General features: G+C 74.8%; 16 protein-coding genes. 10 read left to right on the top strand and 6 right to left on the bottom strand.

Translation table 11 applies throughout. From position 1 onward, the window contains the following. Positions 1-189 precede the first annotated feature (189 nt). Entirely contained in the window at positions 190-639 is a 450-nt protein-coding gene (mscL, locus tag ACZ47G_RS36245; RefSeq protein ID WP_380456768.1) for a large conductance mechanosensitive channel protein MscL, read from the bottom strand. A gap of 482 nt (positions 640-1,121) precedes the next feature. On the opposite strand from mscL, the gene ACZ47G_RS36240 reads away from it, so the two are divergent. From ACZ47G_RS36240 to ACZ47G_RS36230, 3 genes are all read left to right on the top strand, one after another. Next, positions 1,122-2,321: a glycosyltransferase family 4 protein gene (locus tag ACZ47G_RS36240; protein WP_465750191.1), complete on the top strand. Its 1,200-nt coding sequence runs from the start codon at positions 1,122-1,124 to the stop codon at positions 2,319-2,321. Between the two features lie 128 nt (positions 2,322-2,449). Beyond that, the gene (locus ACZ47G_RS36235) at positions 2,450-3,124 is read left to right on the top strand and encodes a thiol:disulfide interchange protein DsbA/DsbL (RefSeq protein ID WP_465750189.1); all 675 of its coding nucleotides are present in this window, start codon (positions 2,450-2,452) and stop codon (positions 3,122-3,124) included. Between the two features lie 106 nt (positions 3,125-3,230). Beyond that, positions 3,231-4,106 carry an alpha/beta fold hydrolase gene (locus ACZ47G_RS36230; protein WP_465750187.1) on the top strand — a complete coding sequence of 292 codons (876 nt, stop codon included), beginning with the start codon at positions 3,231-3,233 and terminating at the stop codon, positions 4,104-4,106. 18 nt (positions 4,107-4,124) lie between these two features. Here the strand turns inward: ACZ47G_RS36230 and ACZ47G_RS36225 are convergent, their stop codons facing one another. Continuing rightward, positions 4,125-4,871, bottom strand: coding sequence for an SAM-dependent methyltransferase (locus ACZ47G_RS36225; protein WP_465750185.1), 747 nt, complete (start codon positions 4,869-4,871; stop codon positions 4,125-4,127). A gap of 57 nt (positions 4,872-4,928) precedes the next feature. Further along, complete coding sequence (locus ACZ47G_RS36220; RefSeq protein WP_465750248.1) at positions 4,929-6,068, bottom strand: glycosyltransferase; 1,140 nt, start codon at positions 6,066-6,068, stop codon at positions 4,929-4,931. 66 nt (positions 6,069-6,134) lie between these two features. Here ACZ47G_RS36220 and ACZ47G_RS36215 point away from each other — a divergent pair, with 66 nt between their 5' ends. Then, positions 6,135-6,905, top strand: a complete 771-nt coding sequence (locus ACZ47G_RS36215) for a glutamate racemase (protein WP_465750180.1) — start codon at positions 6,135-6,137, stop codon at positions 6,903-6,905. A 710-nt stretch (positions 6,906-7,615) separates the two neighbouring features. On the opposite strand, the gene ACZ47G_RS36210 is transcribed toward ACZ47G_RS36215, so the two are convergent. Further along, the gene (locus ACZ47G_RS36210; protein ID WP_465750178.1) at positions 7,616-8,890 is read right to left on the bottom strand and encodes a polysaccharide deacetylase family protein; all 1,275 of its coding nucleotides are present in this window, start codon (positions 8,888-8,890) and stop codon (positions 7,616-7,618) included. A 339-nt stretch (positions 8,891-9,229) separates the two neighbouring features. Between ACZ47G_RS36210 and ACZ47G_RS36205 the strand changes: the two genes are divergently transcribed. Both ACZ47G_RS36205 and ACZ47G_RS36200 read left to right on the top strand, forming a co-directional pair. Beyond that, complete coding sequence (locus tag ACZ47G_RS36205) at positions 9,230-9,499, top strand: hypothetical protein (protein ID WP_188303958.1); 270 nt, start codon at positions 9,230-9,232, stop codon at positions 9,497-9,499. Positions 9,500-9,991: 492 nt separating this feature from the next. Further along, positions 9,992-10,495 carry an NUDIX hydrolase gene (locus ACZ47G_RS36200; RefSeq protein WP_465750176.1) on the top strand — a complete coding sequence of 168 codons (504 nt, stop codon included), beginning with the start codon at positions 9,992-9,994 and terminating at the stop codon, positions 10,493-10,495. A gap of 7 nt (positions 10,496-10,502) precedes the next feature. Here the strand turns inward: ACZ47G_RS36200 and ACZ47G_RS36195 are convergent, their stop codons facing one another. Next, positions 10,503-11,042: a PTS-dependent dihydroxyacetone kinase phosphotransferase subunit DhaM gene (locus ACZ47G_RS36195; RefSeq protein ID WP_465750174.1), complete on the bottom strand. Its 540-nt coding sequence runs from the start codon at positions 11,040-11,042 to the stop codon at positions 10,503-10,505. Positions 11,043-11,563: 521 nt separating this feature from the next. On the opposite strand from ACZ47G_RS36195, the gene ACZ47G_RS36190 reads away from it, so the two are divergent. The 4 genes from ACZ47G_RS36190 to ACZ47G_RS36175 all read left to right on the top strand — a co-directional run bounded on the left by ACZ47G_RS36190 (position 11,564) and on the right by ACZ47G_RS36175 (position 14,677). Then, positions 11,564-11,752, top strand: coding sequence for a DUF397 domain-containing protein (locus ACZ47G_RS36190; RefSeq protein WP_360243590.1), 189 nt, complete (start codon positions 11,564-11,566; stop codon positions 11,750-11,752). A 780-nt stretch (positions 11,753-12,532) separates the two neighbouring features. Beyond that, positions 12,533-13,027, top strand: a complete 495-nt coding sequence (locus ACZ47G_RS36185; RefSeq protein WP_188303961.1) for a hypothetical protein — start codon at positions 12,533-12,535, stop codon at positions 13,025-13,027. A 65-nt stretch (positions 13,028-13,092) separates the two neighbouring features. Continuing rightward, positions 13,093-13,176 (top strand): putative leader peptide, encoded by an 84-nt coding sequence (locus tag ACZ47G_RS36180; protein ID WP_363440578.1) that lies wholly within the window; start codon positions 13,093-13,095, stop codon positions 13,174-13,176. Positions 13,177-13,510: 334 nt separating this feature from the next. Continuing rightward, complete coding sequence (locus tag ACZ47G_RS36175; RefSeq protein WP_465750172.1) at positions 13,511-14,677, top strand: acyl-CoA dehydrogenase family protein; 1,167 nt, start codon at positions 13,511-13,513, stop codon at positions 14,675-14,677. A 28-nt stretch (positions 14,678-14,705) separates the two neighbouring features. Here the strand turns inward: ACZ47G_RS36175 and ACZ47G_RS36170 are convergent, their stop codons facing one another. After that, entirely contained in the window at positions 14,706-15,929 is a 1,224-nt protein-coding gene (locus ACZ47G_RS36170; RefSeq protein WP_465750170.1) for an aminoglycoside phosphotransferase family protein, read from the bottom strand. Positions 15,930-16,076: the final 147 nt, after the last annotated feature.

Below are 16,076 nucleotides of genomic sequence, written 5' to 3'. Positions count from 1 at the left end.
AAACTTTTGCGGACCGGGCGTGCGCCGGCGCATTCGAGCCCCCGCCGACGGTGCGACGGAGGCTCGTGAATGTTTGGGGAATAAAATCCCCGTCAGGGCCCACACGGGGCGAACCGGGCACGGTCCGGGCCTGTTCCGGGCCTGTTCCGGGCCCGGACCGCAGGAGCTCCGGACGCCGCCTTCGGGGCGTCAGTGCGACTGCAGCGCCTGGGACTGCGCGGGCAGGCCGGGCCGGGCGGTCACCTCGGTGGTGCAGAAGGAGCAGCGGGTCGCGGCGGCCGGGATCGAGCTCAGGCACTCCGGGCAGTCCACCTTGGCGGCCGGCGCCGGCTTGGCCCGCTCGAAGCGCTCCTGCAGCTTGCCGACCGGCACCACCACGGCGAAGTAGATCAGTGCGCTGACCAGCACGAATCCGATCAGCGCGTTGACGAAGAGGCCGTACGGGAACTTGGTGCCGCCCACCTCGAAGGTCTTCTGGGTGAAGTCGCCGACCGCGCCGGTGGCGACCCCGATCAGCGGGGTGAGGAAGGCGCTGACGAACCCGGTGACGACGGCGGTGAAGGCCGCGCCGATCACGATGCCGACCGCGAGGTCCACCACGTTGCCGCGCAGCAGGAAGCTGCGGAATCCCTTGAACACCGGGTGACTCCAAATCCGAATGGGGAAGGGGGAGATGGGGCAGAACGCCGGGCGCCCCGGCCGGACATCCTGCCGACCGGCCCGGGTCGAGGTCCAACCGCGTTCACCCGATCCGCGTAACCGGCCGACGGCCCGCCCCCGGCCCGCCGGGCGGCGCGCGGGCCGTCCGCGTACCGGCCGATCGGCCTTTCCGCGGCCCACGGTTGATCCGACGGCGTGAGCCGGTGCCCGACGCGGCGTGCGGGGGGAGCGAACGGGCGGCGCGACGGAGCGGGGGCGGCCCGATGGAGCGGGGGCGGCCCCACGGGGCGGAGGGGCGGCCCCGCGGAGCGGCGGGGGCGAGCCGGGGCGCACGGCGGTCGCAACCGGCGCACGACGGCGGCCCCTCAGCGCACATCGGGTGTACGGGCGCGGGCGCACGGGCCACCACCAGGTTGCGCGAAGGGGCTGTACCGGGCGGAGCGCTGTGCCAAGGTCGGTCCATGCCCGACCCTACGGCGGCCGATTCGGCCGGAGCCCGCCCGCGTGTCCTGCACCTGATCAGCGACGAACGCCGGGGCGGCGCCCAGAACTTCGCCCGTGACCTCCACCGGGAACTGCGCCGCCGGGGCCAGGCCTCCGCGCTGTGCGCGCTCGCCCCGCACCCCGCCCTGCCCGCCGCCCGGCCGGGTGCGGTCGCGCCCGGGGTCTGCACCGCGGGGACGGCCGTGCCGGGGACCTGCGGCGAGGGGTGCCCCGACACCGCCCGACTGCGCGCCGCCGTCCTCGGCCCCGGCCGGCTGCGCCCGAGCACCCTGCGGGCGCTGCGCTCCGCCGCTCGCGCCGCCGACGTGGTGCTCGCCCACGGCTCCGACACCCTGGCCGCCTGCGCCCTCGCGCTGGCCGGCACCCCCACCCCCTTCGTCTACGTCTCGGTCGGCCACCCCCGCTACTGGACCGCCAACCGGCTGCGCAGACTCCGCGGCGGCACCCTGATGCACCGCGCCGCCGCCGTCACCACGCTCACCGACGAGGCGCGCGAGGTGCTGGAGGAGCAGTTCGCACTGCCCGGCGGCAAGGTCCGGGTGATCCCCAACTCCCGTGCGGCGGAGAGCTATCCGCCCGCCGACGGCCGGGCCGACCGGCGCGCCGCCCGGCATGCCCTGGGCCTGCCCGCGGACGTCCTGCTGGTCGCCTGGATCGGTGCGATAGCCCCCGAGAAGCGGCTCGACCTCGCCCTCGACGTGCTCGACCGGCTGCCCGACGTCCGGCTGGCCGTCGCCGGGGAGGGCCCGCTGCTGGAGGCGCTGGCCCGCCACCCGGCCGCCGCCCGCGCCCACTTCCTCGGCCCGCTGCCCGACCCGGCCCCGCTCTACCGGGCGGCCGACGCGCTGCTGCTCACCAGCGACAGCGAGGGGGTGCCCGGTGCGCTGATCGAGGCGGCGCTGGCCGGGGTGCCCGCCGTCGCCACCGACGTGGGCTGGGTGCGCGAGGTGGTCCGGGACGGCGCCACCGGAGCACTGGTCGCCCCGGGGGACCCGCTCGCCCTGGCCGAGGCGCTGGCCAAGGTGCTGGCCTGCAACCGCGCGGGGCTGGGTGCGGCCGCCCGGGCGCACGCGCTGGAGCACTTCGAGCTGGGCGCGGTGGTGGACGACTGGCAGCGGCTGGTCGCCGAGGTGTGGACCGGCACCCCGGCCGGCTGAGCTCCGCCGCGCGATGGCGGGCACGGGTGCCCGTAGACGCCGGGCCGGCTACGCCGTTCGGGCGAATCCGGGCCCGCCGCCCCGTACCGACTCGCCGGTAACGGGACGTCACCACCACACTGCCCGGTGTGAACTCGAAGTCGCTGCTGCGGTCCACCGTCCTGCTCGCCGTCGCCGCCGGGATCGCCGCATCCCCCGTCCAGGCCGGTGCGGTGGCTCACCAACCACCGTCCGAGGGCGTCCAGTTCGTCAAGCTGGAGCGCCCACAGCCGGTGCGCGAGAGCGCCCGTACCGAGGCCGTCGAGTTCTTCTGGTACGACTGCGGCCACTCCCAGGCGCTGGAGCAGCCGCTGCAGGCCTGGGCCGAGCGGCACCGCGACGACGTCGCGCTGCGCCGGGTCCCGGCGATCTGGCAGGGCGGCCCGGACGAGGGCGTGCAGCGTGCCCACGCGCGCCTGTACTACGCGCTGGAGCGCCTCGGTCTGGTCGAGCGGCTGCAGATCAGTGCCTTCCGTTCGATCCACACCGACCACGCCGACCTCGCCACCGAGGCCGCCGCCACCGACTGGGCCGTCCGCCACGGCGTCGACGCCCAGCAGTTCCGCACGGCCTACCGCTCCGCCGAGGTGCGGCGGTCGGTGGACGACGCGGCCGCCCAGTTCGTCCGCTACGGCATCAACGAGCTGCCGACGGTGGTGGTCCAGGGCGAGTACCGGACCTCCCCGACCAAGGCGGGCGGGGTCGAGGGGATGCCCGAGGTGCTTGACTACCTGGTGCAGCAGGAGCAGCTGAAGACGCACTGATCCCCGGGTGGCCGAAAACAGACGGTGGTTGACGGTGCTTCAGTTCGTCCGGTCCATGTTCGCAGCACACCTTGCCTAACCGTTTAGATGGTGTTTAATGGTTAGCATGAGCGAGCTGACGATCCCCCACATCCACCACCGCCACGTCGACCTCGACGGCCTGCGCGTCTTCTACCGCGAAACCGGTCCGGCCGACGCCCCCGTCCTCCTGCTGCTGCACGGCTTCCCCTCCGCCTCGCACCAGTACGCCCGACTGTTCGACGCCCTCGGCACCCGCCACCGTCTGATAGCCCCCGACTACCCCGGCTTCGGCTACAGCGACAGCCCCGCGCCCGACGCCTTCCCGTACCGCTTCGACACCCTCGCCGACGTGATCGAGCGCTTCTGCCTCGCCCTCGGCCTGGACCGCTTCGCGCTCTACGCCTTCGACTTCGGCGCACCCGTCGGTCTGCGCCTGGCCACCCGCCGGCCGGAGTGGATCGCCGGCCTGGTGGTGCAGAACGGCAATGCCTACGAGGAGGGGCTCTCCGACCAGGCACGGGGATTCATCGCCCAGCGGCGCGGCGTCCCCGGCGCCGAGGAGGCCGCCCGGTCGATCCTCACCCTGGACGTCACCCGCAGCCAGTACGAGGGCGGCACCGGCGACCCGAGCCTGGTCGCCCCCGACGGCTGGACCCTCGACCAGCACTTCCTCGACCTGCCCGGTCGCAAGGACATCCAGGTCGAATTGGCCCTCGACTACTTCTCCAACGTCGAGCTGTACCCGCAGTGGCAGGCCTGGCTGCGCGCCAACCAGCCGCCCACGCTGGTGCTCTGGGGGCGCAACGACCCGTTCTTCACCGAGGCCGGCGCCCGCGCCTACCTGTGCGACCTGCCCGCGGCCGAACTGCACGTCTTCGACACCGGGCACTTCGCCCTGGAGGAGAAGCTGCCCGAAATCGCCCCGCTGATCGACGACTTCCTCACCCGGACGCAGAAATAGCCGCATACACCGGGGAGTTCAGTCGCGGCGCAGCAGATAGGTGACGAAACCGAGCGTCCCCCGGTAGCCGTGCAGCCACCCGGTGCGGTGGTGGTCCGCGGCCTCGCGGGCGGCCGCCGCGTCCGGGTGCTCCGGGTGGTCCAGCGCCCACTCGGCCAGCGAACCCGTCCAGGCGAACTCGTAGTCGTCCCACTCCCGCGCCGTGCTGACGTGCCCGTCCACCGGCGTCCAGCCCTCCGCGAGCACCCGGTCGGTGGTGGTCGCGAGATCCGCGAAGTCCTCCGGGGCGGCGCCCAGCCCGTCCAGCGCGGCCGGGGACGGCGTACGCTCCCAGAACCCCTCGCCGACCAGCAACCGGCCACCGGGCGCCAGGAGTTCACCGGCGGCGGCGAGGGTGGGCAGCAGTCCGTCGAAGGCGTGGGTGGCGCCCACGCAGAGCACCAGGTCGAAGCGCTCCCGATCGGTGAACTCCCGCGCGTCCCGGTGGTGCAGGCCGATCCGGCGCACCACACCGAGCGCCGCCGCCGACTCCCGGGCCCGGGTCAGCGCCGCCGCGTCCACGTCCACGCCCACCGCCCGCCAGCCCGGCCGCGCGGCCAGCGCCCGCAGCAGCCAGGCGCCCTCGCCGCAGCCGAGGTCCAGCACCCGGCCGGACTCCTGCCCGCCGAGCGCCCGCTCCAGCAGTCGGGCCACCGACCCGTCCGCCAGCGGCGCCGCGATCGGGTGGTGGGCATGGGCGAGCCGGGAGATCTGCTGACGGTCCATCCGAGCAGTATGGGCCCGACGAGCCCGCCGCGCCCGGGGTTTCCCGCCCCGGGCCGCTCAAGCCCCGGAGTAGGTCCGGCCCTTCCAGGCCGCACCCCGGCCCCGCCAGTGCTGCACCGCCGAGTCCACCGTCATCAGCAGGTACAGCGAGGCCGTGAACGGCAGCAGCAGCACGGCCGCGGCCGGCTGCCGGTAGTACCGGACCATCGGCAGGTACGTCCCCGCCATCAGCGCCCAGGCCGCCCCGCCCACCACCGCCACCGGCACCACCCCCGCCACCAGCCCGGCCACGGTCGCCACCGGCGGCACCAGGTACACCAGCGCCAGCCCCAGCACCGTCCCCAGCAGCAACAGCGGCGAGTGCCGCAACTGGGCGTACGCGCTGCGCGACACCATCCGCCACAGCTGCTCCAGCCGCGGGTACGGGCGGACGCTGTCCACCTCCCCGGCCAGGCCCAGCCAGGTCCGCCCGCCCGAGGACTTCACCGCCCGGGCCAGCGACACGTCGTCGATCACCGCCCCCCGGATCGCCGCCACCCCGCCCGCCCGCTCCAGCGCCTCCCGCCGCACCAGCGAGCAGCCGCCCGCCGCGGCCGCCGTCCGGGACCCGGGGCGGTTGCTCCGGCGGAACGGGTACAGCTGGGCGAAGAAGTAGACGAAGGCCGGGACGACCAGCCGCTCCCAGCCGGTCTCCACCCGCAGCCGGGCCATCTGCGACACCAGGTCCAGCCCGCCGGACTCGGCGGCGGACACCAGCTCGGCCAGCGAGTCCGGGCCGTGCGCGATGTCCGCGTCCGTCAGCAGCAGGTACTCGACGTCCGGGCCGGCCAGCTCCACCCCGTGCCGCAGCGCCCACAGCTTGCCCGTCCAGCCCTCGGGCAGCGGGGGAGGGGTGGTCACGGTCAGCTCCAGCCCGTCCATCGTCCGCAGCTCCGCCGCCACCGCACCGGTGCTGTCCGAACTGTGGTCGTCCACCAGGATCACCCGAGCCCGCCCCGGGTACTTCTGCGCCAGCAGCGTCGGCAGGGACGACGGCAGCACCGCCGCCTCGTCCCGGGCCGGCACCACGATCGCCGCCTGCGGCCAGCGCACCGGCGGACGGCGCGGCGGCAGACGGACGTCGGTGTGCCAGAACGAGCCGTGGCAGCACGTCAGCCAGAGCCAGACCAGCAGGGAGAACGCGGCGATCCACAGCAGGACGGTCACCCCGGCAGTCTGCCGCAGATCGGGCCGCCACCGGTGGATCGACTAGAGTCTTGCCCCGTGAAGATTGCCCTGATGGACTCCGGAATCGGCCTGCTGGCCGCCGCCGCCGCCGTTCGGAAGCTGCGCCCCGACGTCGACCTGGTGCTCTCCTCCAACCCCGCCTCGATGCCGTGGGGACCGCTCACCCCCGCCGAGGTCACCGAGCTGGCCCTCGGCTGCTGCCGCGCCGCCGCCGCCCTCGAACCCGACGCCCTGGTGATCGCCTGCAACACGGCCTCGGTCCACGCGCTGGACACCCTGCGCGCCGAACTCGAGCCCGGCCTGCCCGTCATCGGCACCGTCCCGGCGATCAAACCCGCCGCCGCGGCCGGCGGCCGGGTCGCCATCTGGGCCACCCCGGCCACCACCGGCAGCGCCTACCAGCGCGGGCTGATCCGCGACTTCGGCGGCACCGCCGACATCACCGAGGTCGCCTGCCCCGGCCTCGCGGACGCCGTCGAGCACGGCGACGACGACGCCATCACCGCCGCCATCGCCGACGCCGCCGCCCGTACGCCCGAGGGCACCGACACCATCGTGCTCGGCTGCACCCACTACGAGCTGGTCGAGGACCGGATCCGGGCCGCCGTCGCCCCCACCGCCTCCCCGGCCCTCACCTTCCACGGCTCCGCCGACGCCGTCGCCGCCCAGGCCCTCCGCCGCGTCGCCGACCCCACCCGCACCGGCACCGGCACCCTCACCGTCCTCCACGCGGGCGCCCCCGCCACCCTCCCCGGCGCCGTCACCCTCTACCCCCAGGGCCTCACCCTCACCCCCGCCATCGCCTGACCCCCGAACCCGCCGGGCCCCCGGCCCGCCGTAGGGCCGCGCGCGCGGCGGCCCGGACCCCGCCCCGCCGGGACCCTTCGGTCCGCCGCACTCGCACCCCTCAACCGGCCTCACCCCACAACCCGGGGCACCTCGGCCCGGCGAGCCCACCGCCCTCGGCCCCGAGACCCCCGTCCCGCGCCTGCCGTCGGTTGCCCTTCGACCCGGCCACCGGGCCAGGTCGGCCCCGGAAGCGGGCCGGGCAAGCGGGCGACTTCCGGGTCCGGAGCAGGGCTCCACCAGCCGTTCCTGCCCAGTCCTCCCGGCGCGGAGCCAAGTCGCCCGGCCACTTCTCGGCCCGCCCGACCTGCTCCCTCCCGACCGCTGGGTACAGGAAGTCGGCCCGCCGGACTTCTGGCGCGGCGCAGCCCGGCCGGCCGCTCGGGCAGTGGTGGGCGCCGAAGTAGCCGGGCCCCCACGCCCTGATGGGCCTCGCCCCGTTCGGCACCAGATCCACGCAGCGGGGCAGGGGCATTCGACCCCGCTACCGAACTGCGCCCCGCCGCCAATGGCACAGAAAGTCGATCCGGCCGACTTCTGGTGCCGCGCGGCCCGGCCCAACAGGCGTCGGCCGGCCTCGTCCCCGCATCCCGCCGGGCCACGAAGTGGCCGGAAAGGGCGCTGCGCAGGAAGTCGGCCGGATCGACTTCCTGCGCAGCGGCGCTACCGGGTCAGGCCACCTCGTGGCGGCGCCATCGGCGGTAGGCGGGTTCGAGGCCGGAGAGGATGGTGTCGAAGCGGCGGATGCTGGTGCTGGAGTCGACCTGGAGGCGGCTGATCTGGAGGGGGTGGGTGGGGAGGCGGGGGCCGAGGCGGTGGTCGGAGAGGAAGCCGAGGCGGTAGCCGAGTTCCTGCAGGACGGTTTCGGCACGCGCGTCGTGGCCGCCGTCGGGGTAGGCGAAGGCGATCGGGGGTTCGCCGAGCCAGCGGGTGAGGGCTTCGTGGGCGCCGGTGATCTCGGAGCGGACGGTGACGTCGTCGCAGCGGCCGAGGCAGGGGTGCCCCTGGGTGTGGTTGCCGATGGCGACCCCGCCGTCCCGGAGGGCGAGGAGGTCGGCGGGGGTGAGCTGTTCCTGGCGGGGCGGCCGGCGGTCGGCGCTGACCCGCAGTTCGTGCAGGCTGCGGCGCCGGTCCGGGTCGGGCATGGCCTTGAGCCGGGGGAGCAGCTGGGAGGGGTGGCCGCAGTCGAGTGAGCGGGCGCGGCCGCCGTGGCGGGCGAGGAAGTCGGCCTCGTGCCACCAGAAGGGGCGCTCGGTGCCGATGAGTTCGGAGATGACGAAGGCGGTGGCGGGGATGCCGCGCGCGTCGAGGGCGGGCAGGGCGTGGGTGAGGACGCTCCGGTCGGCGTCGTCGAAGGTGACCAGGACGCTGCGCGGCGGCAGCGGCCGCCGCTCGCTGACGGCCTGGAGGACGGCCTCCAGCGAGACCGGGGTGGCGAGCCTTCGCAGCCGGTCGAGCTGGGCGCCGAAGGAGCGGTGGTCGGTGACCCCGTGGTAGGCGAGGACGGCGAGTCGCTGGGCGGCCCGGGCCCGGAACAGCGGTTGTACGGGGGCGAACCGCAGCCATTCGCCCCGTGCGTCCTGCTGTTCCGTCTCGGTGTGCGCCGCGTCGACGTGCTCGGCCTCGATACCGACGGGCCCGACACCGACGGGCCCGCCCCCGACCGTGGCGGGCCGGACACCGACGGGCCCGACCCCGACCGCCGCGATGTCGAACGCCTCGGCACCGGCCACCTCGGCACCGACCAGCTCGACGTGCTTGGTCTCGAGGCGCTTGGTGTCGAGTCGTCTGGTCGGTTCGAGGCGCTTCGCCTCGATGGTGGGTCGGGGTCGGCCGGCGCCGTGGTGGTCGGACGCGAAGCCGGTGGGCGGCGGCAGTGCCCGGACGCCGGGTAGGGGCCTGGCGCGGGCGGTGGAGGTCGACGGGGTGGACTGGGTCTGCGGCAACGGTTCCCCCTTGGTCGCCGAGCGGCGTGGCGGTACCGCCGGAGGACGGAGCCCGGCCTCCGACTCCAGGGGGCGGCGGCTCCGCTCCCTGGGTATTCCGGTTCTCGGTGGGGGGTCTCACCCTCCCGTGAACGGCTCCTGGATCACTCGATGCCATTGAGACCCCCGCACCAGGCGGATGGTTGTACCGGGGGGACGAGGATTTTTCGTGGACTGATTGTGGAGCCCGTACACGCGTCCGCAGGCCCTGAGCACCCCCGGACGGGCGGTCGCGCAGGGTGCGCGGGGCCTCACTCCCTGCGGGCTGCTTCGGGGACGTGCCCGGGGTACCTTGGGCTCATGGCAGATGCGGACCGTGATCCCTTCCACCTGCACGGTGCGACCCGATGGACGCGCGCGTGCAGCGGTGGAGCCCTGGTCACCCACCGGATTCCGCTGGCGGTGGCGGGTGTGGCCTGTCTGGTGCTGGGCATCGTCGTGGCCGTGATCGTTCCGGACAGTGACGGTCCGGCCTGGGCGATGGCGGTGGCCGGCTGCCTGGCGACGGGCGTCCTGCTGCTCGGCCGGATCGTGTTCGGAGTGGTCCGTCGGCGGGGTGCCGCGCTCTGACCGTGGCGCCGGCGCTCACTCCGTCGGGTGCTTCGCCGGGGGTCGGGTGCGATTGATCAACAGATCGATCGAAATTGGTCAGAACGACCGAATTTCATCTCTTCTGACAATCACCCGCGCTTGTGTTTGTCCATTCCCGGACAACGGCTTCCTCCCCCTCTACTGTGAATGCGCTCCCGTGGCTCGGAAGGCCTTGGAGAACGCCCTGAAGGGGGAGCGATGCGCGGGTCGACCGGACATCGCCGTGTCCGCCTCATGAAACGCGGTGGCGACCTCGCCGTCGCCTCCCTGACCGCCGTCGTCGCACTCCCGCTCGCCCTGCTGATCGCCGCCCTGCTCCGCTGCACCGCCGTCGGACCGGGCCGAACTCGACCTCTGGTACGTGGAGCACCGCTCGCTCCGGCTGGACCTGCGCATCCTCGGCCTCACCGTCCTCGCCGCGCTCCGGCCCTACGGCTCCCGGGCATAGGGCCGCTCGGTAGGCTGCGCCGCATGGCCATTCCCCCCTTCCTCCTCGAACTCCGCTCCGTCGTGGGCACCCGTCCGCTCTGGCTGAGCGCCGTCGCCGCCGTGGTGCTGGACGACCAGGACCGGGTGCTGCTCGCCCGCCGGGCCGACGACGGGCGGTGGGCGTCGGTCGGCGGCATCCTCGACCCGGGCGAGCAGCCCGCCGACGGCGTGGTGCGCGAGTGCCTGGAGGAGACCGGGGTGGAGGTCGTGCCCGAGCTGCTCGCCGCCGTCACCGTCACGCCACCGATCACCTACCCGAGCGGCGACGTGACGCAGTACCTGGAGCTGATCTTCCGCTGCCGGGCGGTCGGCGGCGAGGCCCGGGTGAACGACGACGAGTCGCTGGAGGTCGGCTGGTTCGCGCTGGACGAGCTGCCGCCGATGATCGACTCCGAGCACTTCCGGATCCGCCACGCGCTCGAGTGCCGGGGCCCGGCGGTGTTCGCCCTGGACGGCCGGGAGCACCCCCGGGAACGGCTCGGCTAGGAAGGGCTCAGCCCTTCTGCTGCCGGTAGGCCTCCTCCGCCGCGTCCAGCACCGCGGCGAGGTCCCCGCCCGCGGTGGCGGTCGCGGTGGCGGCGACCGCGCCCTCCACGAACGGCGCGTTCGCGAACCGGACCGGGAACGGCAGCCCGTGCTCGTCGGCCTCCGACAGCAGCGCCCGGACGGTGCTGACGGCGCCGCCCAGGTCCGCGAGCACCACCACACCGTGGCCCTGGTCGACCCGCCGGGTGGCGGCGGCCACCAGCACCGCGCTGATGCCCGGCCCGTCGGCCGGGTCGCCGCCGGTCGAGGCGACCGGCGCGGGGGAGTCGGATCCGGTCAGCGTGAGCGCCAGCGAGCGTACGGCGGTGGCCAGTTCCTGGCTGTGCGAGACCAGGACGACCCCGACCCGGCCGTGCGCCGCGGGCCGCGCCGGGGTCGGCCGGGGCAGCGGGGTGGCCGAGGGCGGGGTGCGGGGAGCCGGCGGGTGGGCCGAGGGGGCGTCGGAGATGGGGATGACGTCGGCGCGGGTGCCGTCCCGGCGGCTCATCGGCTGCTCCCTGGGGCGAGTTCATGGGCGGGGTGTCGGGCAGGGTGTCGGGCGGGGTGTCGGGCGGGCAGTGCGGCGGATCCTGGGCGGACCGCGAGCGGACCGCCGAAGTCGTGGGCGGCGTACGGGCTTTGCCCGGGCTTCCCGCGGCGGATCCGCGGGCCGCTCGCGGCGGGTGTACGGGCTTCCTGCGGGGTGTCCGGGCCCGTCCGGCCCACCGGGCACCCAGCCCGCCCGGCGGCCCGGTCCGCACGCGTCCTGGCAGCACTCTGGCAGCTGCCCGCCGCCCCGCCGGTCGGGACACGCCCCACCGCGCCCCGAGCGCTTCTGCGGCGGCCGTCCTCCCGGTCGGGGGAGTCCTGGTCAACCCGCTGACCGGGCCGGGGAGGTGTGGCTAGGCTGGCCGTCGAAACCCGTCGGGAGGAGATCGGTCAGTGGCAGTCAACAGCGGGACGGACACCGGGGCGGACGCCGGGACGGTCGGCGTCGAGCCGGAGTTCGCGCGGAACGGGAAGCCGAAGGTGGACTTCACCGGGGCCGAGTGGTTGTGCAGCAGCCAGGGCGTCGGGGACGTCCAGATCGCGTTCGTGGACGGGTACATCGGGATGCGGGACGGCCGTCAGGAGGACGGGCCGGTCCTGGTCTTCACCCCGGCCGAGTGGCGGGCCTTCGTGCTCGGCGCCCGGGACGGCGAGTTCGACCTCACCTGAGCGACCCGCGCGCCGTCCGGAAGCACCTGCGGAGCGGCCCGAGCTGCGGCGAGCCGGCAGCGTCGGGACCGCTCCGCAGGTGCTTCCGGGGGCGGAGCCGACGCCGATTCCGGCACCGAACATCACAACTGATGATCTATTGAGCGTGCCACGTCAGAATTTCTGTTGACTGTTAGACAAACGCAGCTCAGAGTATGAGCACAGGCAGACGCCGTGCCCACCGCCCCCACGCGGCCAGACACGGCGCCTGCTGTGCGGCCCGGCGTTTGCCAGGCCTACCTCCCAGTCATCCCCTGCGCACCGGGGTGCGTCGGCCGGTCCCGGCCCACGAGGGGCCGGCAGTCGCCGGGAGGCTGGCGCCGACGCCGAGAGCGACTCGGACGACGGCACCGTTTGCTCGGGACCCGCACGCCCCCACGCGGCGGTGTCCCGAGCAGATCCACGGGAGCGACGGGCCGGGGCCCCGCGGATCTGGCTCTTGTTGCACGGAACTGCAATGGAACTGTTGGCTTGTGTGTTGTGCTGTGCGCGACGACGAAGCTGGGTGCTCGGCAGTTCGGCACGACAAGTGCACGGTGAGGGAAACGCGTGTAGGGCCGCGTTGCGACATGCCGTCCCCCCGGAGGGTGAAACCCAGAACGGCTGTCGTGCTGAACCGAACGTAGCCCGGACGGTTGCTCAGAGTCAACATTGGTCTCTGAGCGTCGACCTCCCGCCCGTCCCCCGTCGGTGTCCCACCCGCCTCGCGAGTGTGGTGTGCCGGACACGTACGATGTTCCCATGTCTTTTCTCCGCCGTCGCTCCGGACAGCCCGCCGGCCCGGACTTCGACGTGCTCGCGATGGACCCGGGCGACTGGCCCGGCGACTTCGGTGCGGCCATGATGACCGGCCCGGACGGCTCCTGCCAGGGGATTTTCCTGCGCTACGACCTGTTCGGCGGCAGAGGCCCGGCGATGTTCATCGGCAACCTCCCCGAGGGCTCGCCCGCCCGGGAGACCGGTGACGACGTGCCCTTCGAGGTGCGGCAGCTGCTCGCGGCGCTGGAGAACGACGAGCCGGTCGAGTTCGTCTCGGCCGAGGACTTCCCGGTCATGCTCGGGGACGACCTGCTCATCGTGAAGAAGGTCAAGACCAGCGAGGAACGCGTGTTCTGCGCCCAGTTCGGCCGCAGCGACGGCGTCCTGGTCACCATCGCGTCCTGGGACCGACCGATTTCGGACGACCTGTATCAGCTGCTGAAGCCGCTTCCGGCCGACATGTTCCAGCAGGGCTGACCGAGCCCACCCGGGGCGCGGACACTGCTTGACGGTATCGATCACCGGTTCGTACAGTCGCGAACATGCCGTGCCGTCTCCCGCTGTTGACCCGTCGCAGGCATCTGGACCTGTGCCGGACCGCCAGCGCGGTGTGTCCGGGCCACTGAGGGGGGATCTCGCCCCCGTGGCGGCGGGCGGCCGACCGGACCGGGTCGGCGCCGAATCCGGGGGAGGGTCGTGGGCCGGCCTCCGGGGCCGCCGGCCGGTTCCGCGCGCCCCCGCGGCGCGCCGTCCACACCCGCTGAGCCCATGCTGCCGCCCGGAGGCACCAGCACCATGACGACCATCGCCGCAAACGATCGTTCACCGAATGATCGTCCTCGAACCGAAGCGACGGATTCCGGCCATCCCGCGCCGCCCGCGCCGCCCGCGCGCCCGGCGACCCCCGTACGGCCCGCGCGGCCCGCGGCGCCCACCCCTCCCGCGGCGCCGGTGACGCCCGTGCCGCCCCTGCCCGAACGCCCGGCGGTCGAGGCCGCCCTGGCCGGTCTGCCCCGGGTGGTCGACCTGCTCGCCGCCCGCGCCGAGGAGCACGACCGCGACGCGACCTTCCCGTACCAGGGCATCGAGGCCGTCCACGAGGCCGGGCTGCTCACCCTGACCGTCTCCCAGCGCTACGGCGGACCGGGCGGCACCCTCGCCGACACCGTCCGGGTGCTGGCCCAACTCGGCCGCGGGGACGCCTCGGTGGCCGTGGTCACCGCCTTCACCCTGCTCCAGCACGCCGAACAGGCCCGCCGCGCCGGCTGGCCGACGGCCGGCTACCGCCGGCTGCTCACCGAGTCCCGGCGCGGACCGGCGCTGGTCAACACGCTGCGGGCGGAGCCCGGTGGCCGACCGGACGACCTGCCCGGGACGGTGGCCCGGCGGGACGACGAGGGCTGGCTGCTCACCGGCCGGAAGACGTACTGCACCGGCGCCGAGGCGCTGGCCTGGATGGCCGTCACCGCGCGGACCGACGAACCCGAGCCCCGGATCGGGACGTTCCTGGTCCGCGGCGAGAGCGAGGGCCTGGAGATCGACCCGACCTGGGACCAGCTCGGCCTGCGGGCCAGCGCCAGCCACGACGTCGTGCTCGACGCGGTGCGGGTCCCGCTCGAACTCGGGCTCGGTCTCCGCACGCCCGGCCAAGCCGACGCCGCGGAGACCGAACTCGCCCGCGCCTGGCAGGACCTGGCCCTCGCCGCGGTGGCGGTCGGGGTCGCCCGGGCCGCCGAGGCCTGGCTGGTCCGCTTCCTGAAGCAGCGAACTCCGGCCAATCTGACCGAGCCGCTCGGCACCCTGCCGCGCTACCGCTGCGCCCTCGGCGAGATCGACGCCCAACTGATCGGCGCCGAGGAACTGCTGCACGGCCTGGCGCCCCGGGTGGACCGGGGCGAGCCGGACGCCGTGGCCCGGACCGGGCCGGCCCACGTGCTGGCCACCCGGGCCGCCACCGCGGCCGTCCAGCAGGCCGTCGCGCTCACCGGCAACCCGGGGCTGAGCCGGCGTCACCCGCTGGAGCGCTACCTGCGGGACGTGCTCAGCAGCCGGGTGCACCTGGCGCCCGAGGAGGGCGTCCTGGACGCCGCCGGCCGGGCCGCCCTGGAGCGCGGCGCCCGGCCGTGAGCCGGTGGGCCGGGAGGCCCGGGGCGGGTCAGCGGGTGCCGACCGCGGCCCGGACCGCCCGGCGGGCCAGCGCGGCGTCGTCGTAGAGCCGGCGGATCATGATCCGCTGCTCCTCGCCGGCGCCCGGCACGTCGTACAGCCGGATCTCCCGCATCAGCACCAGCACCAGGTTCACCAGGAACGCGTCCCGGGCCAGCGTGCCGCCGCTCTGGGCGAGTTGGCTGATCTGGCGGCGGGCGGCGGTGTCGCCGGAGAGCACGCTCCACAGCACCGCCAGGTCGTAGCCCGGCAGGTACCAGCCGGCCTGCTCCCAGTCCACCAGCACCGGGCCGGAGGGCGCCAGCAGCATGTTGCTGAGCAGGGCGTCGCCGTGGCACAGCTGCAGCGGGGTGGTGCCCAGGCCGTGCAGCAGGCCGCGCAGGTCGCCGGCGTCCCGGTCGGTGAGCTGGCCCACCGAGTGGTAGCGGGCGATCTCCAACTGGTAGTCCAGGCGCGGCTGGAAGACGTCGCTCGGCGGCCGCCAGAGGTTCAGCGTCCGGACGGCGTTGAGCAGCGCCCGCACTTCGCCCGGGGTGGGCGCGTTGACCGGGTGGCGCTCCCGGGCGGCCGGGCGGCCGGGGACGCGCTCCATGACGAGCACGCAGCGGTCGTGGTCGGCCGCGACCAGCCGGGGCAGCCGCACCGGCGGGCGGTGCCGGACGAACGCCCGGTAGACCGAGACCTCGTGGTGGAAGTCGCCCACCAGCTGCTCGAAGTACTCACTCCGCACCGCCTGCGGCGCCAGGCACTTGGCGACCACCGGTGCCCGCCCGATGGTGCCCGCCACCAGGATGTGGCGGCTGCCCTCGCGCAGGACCTGGCGCGGGGTGAACGCCGGACATATCCGCGCGACGCTCCCGAGCGCGGCCCGTACCGCCGGGGTCTGCAGCGCCGACGGGTCGATCCGCTCCGGCCCGACCGGCTGGCCGGGCCGCCGGGCGCGCAGCACCTGCCCGTCGGCCTGCCGGGCCAGCGGGAGGCGGTGGCCGGCCGGCGGGAGGGCCGGCGGGGCGGCCTCGGGGGCGCGCAGCCCCAGCGCCGTGCGGCCGGACGGCACCCGGGCGTCGGCGGACCGGCCCTCGGTGCCGCGCGGAGCCACCGGCCGGCTCGCCGGGGGCAGCTGCTTGGGCCCCGGACGGCCGGCGGCCGCGTTGGGGGGGCGCAGCGCGGTCCGGTTCGCGGTCGGCGTGGGGGTCGTCGCTGAGGAGTACATGGGCTGAGGGGGGTCCCTTCCGGTCCGTCTGCGGGTTCGCCCCGCGGGGGCGGGGAGGGCTGGTGCCGTGTGCTTCCTGGCGTGACGGCGGCCCTGGTTCGGTCGGTGGGTGGTGCGCGGGCGCCGGGCACGGACGCGGGGCCGGAA

The organism is Kitasatospora sp. NPDC030952 (genome assembly GCF_055571335.1).
The sequence above is the reverse complement of the archived record's forward strand: the minus strand, read 5'-3'. Positions and strand labels throughout refer to the sequence as shown.

Bases quoted from the DNA above. Each gene is read 5' to 3' on its own strand.
- ACZ47G_RS36185 (WP_188303961.1), top strand. From the start codon at position 12,533: ATGTCTTTTCTCCGCCGTCGCTCCGGACAGCCCGCCGGCCCGGACTTC.
- ACZ47G_RS36180 (WP_363440578.1), top strand. From the start codon at position 13,093: ATGCCGTGCCGTCTCCCGCTGTTGACCCGTCGCAGGCATCTGGACCTG.
- ACZ47G_RS36240 (WP_465750191.1), top strand. From the start codon at position 1,122: ATGCCCGACCCTACGGCGGCCGATTCGGCCGGAGCCCGCCCGCGTGTC.
- ACZ47G_RS36205 (WP_188303958.1), top strand. From the start codon at position 9,230: ATGGCAGATGCGGACCGTGATCCCTTCCACCTGCACGGTGCGACCCGA.
- ACZ47G_RS36170 (WP_465750170.1), bottom strand. From the start codon at position 15,929: ATGTACTCCTCAGCGACGACCCCCACGCCGACCGCGAACCGGACCGCG.
- ACZ47G_RS36225 (WP_465750185.1), bottom strand. From the start codon at position 4,871: ATGGACCGTCAGCAGATCTCCCGGCTCGCCCATGCCCACCACCCGATC.
- ACZ47G_RS36230 (WP_465750187.1), top strand. From the start codon at position 3,231: ATGAGCGAGCTGACGATCCCCCACATCCACCACCGCCACGTCGACCTC.
- ACZ47G_RS36195 (WP_465750174.1), bottom strand. From the start codon at position 11,042: ATGAGCCGCCGGGACGGCACCCGCGCCGACGTCATCCCCATCTCCGAC.
- ACZ47G_RS36200 (WP_465750176.1), top strand. From the start codon at position 9,992: ATGGCCATTCCCCCCTTCCTCCTCGAACTCCGCTCCGTCGTGGGCACC.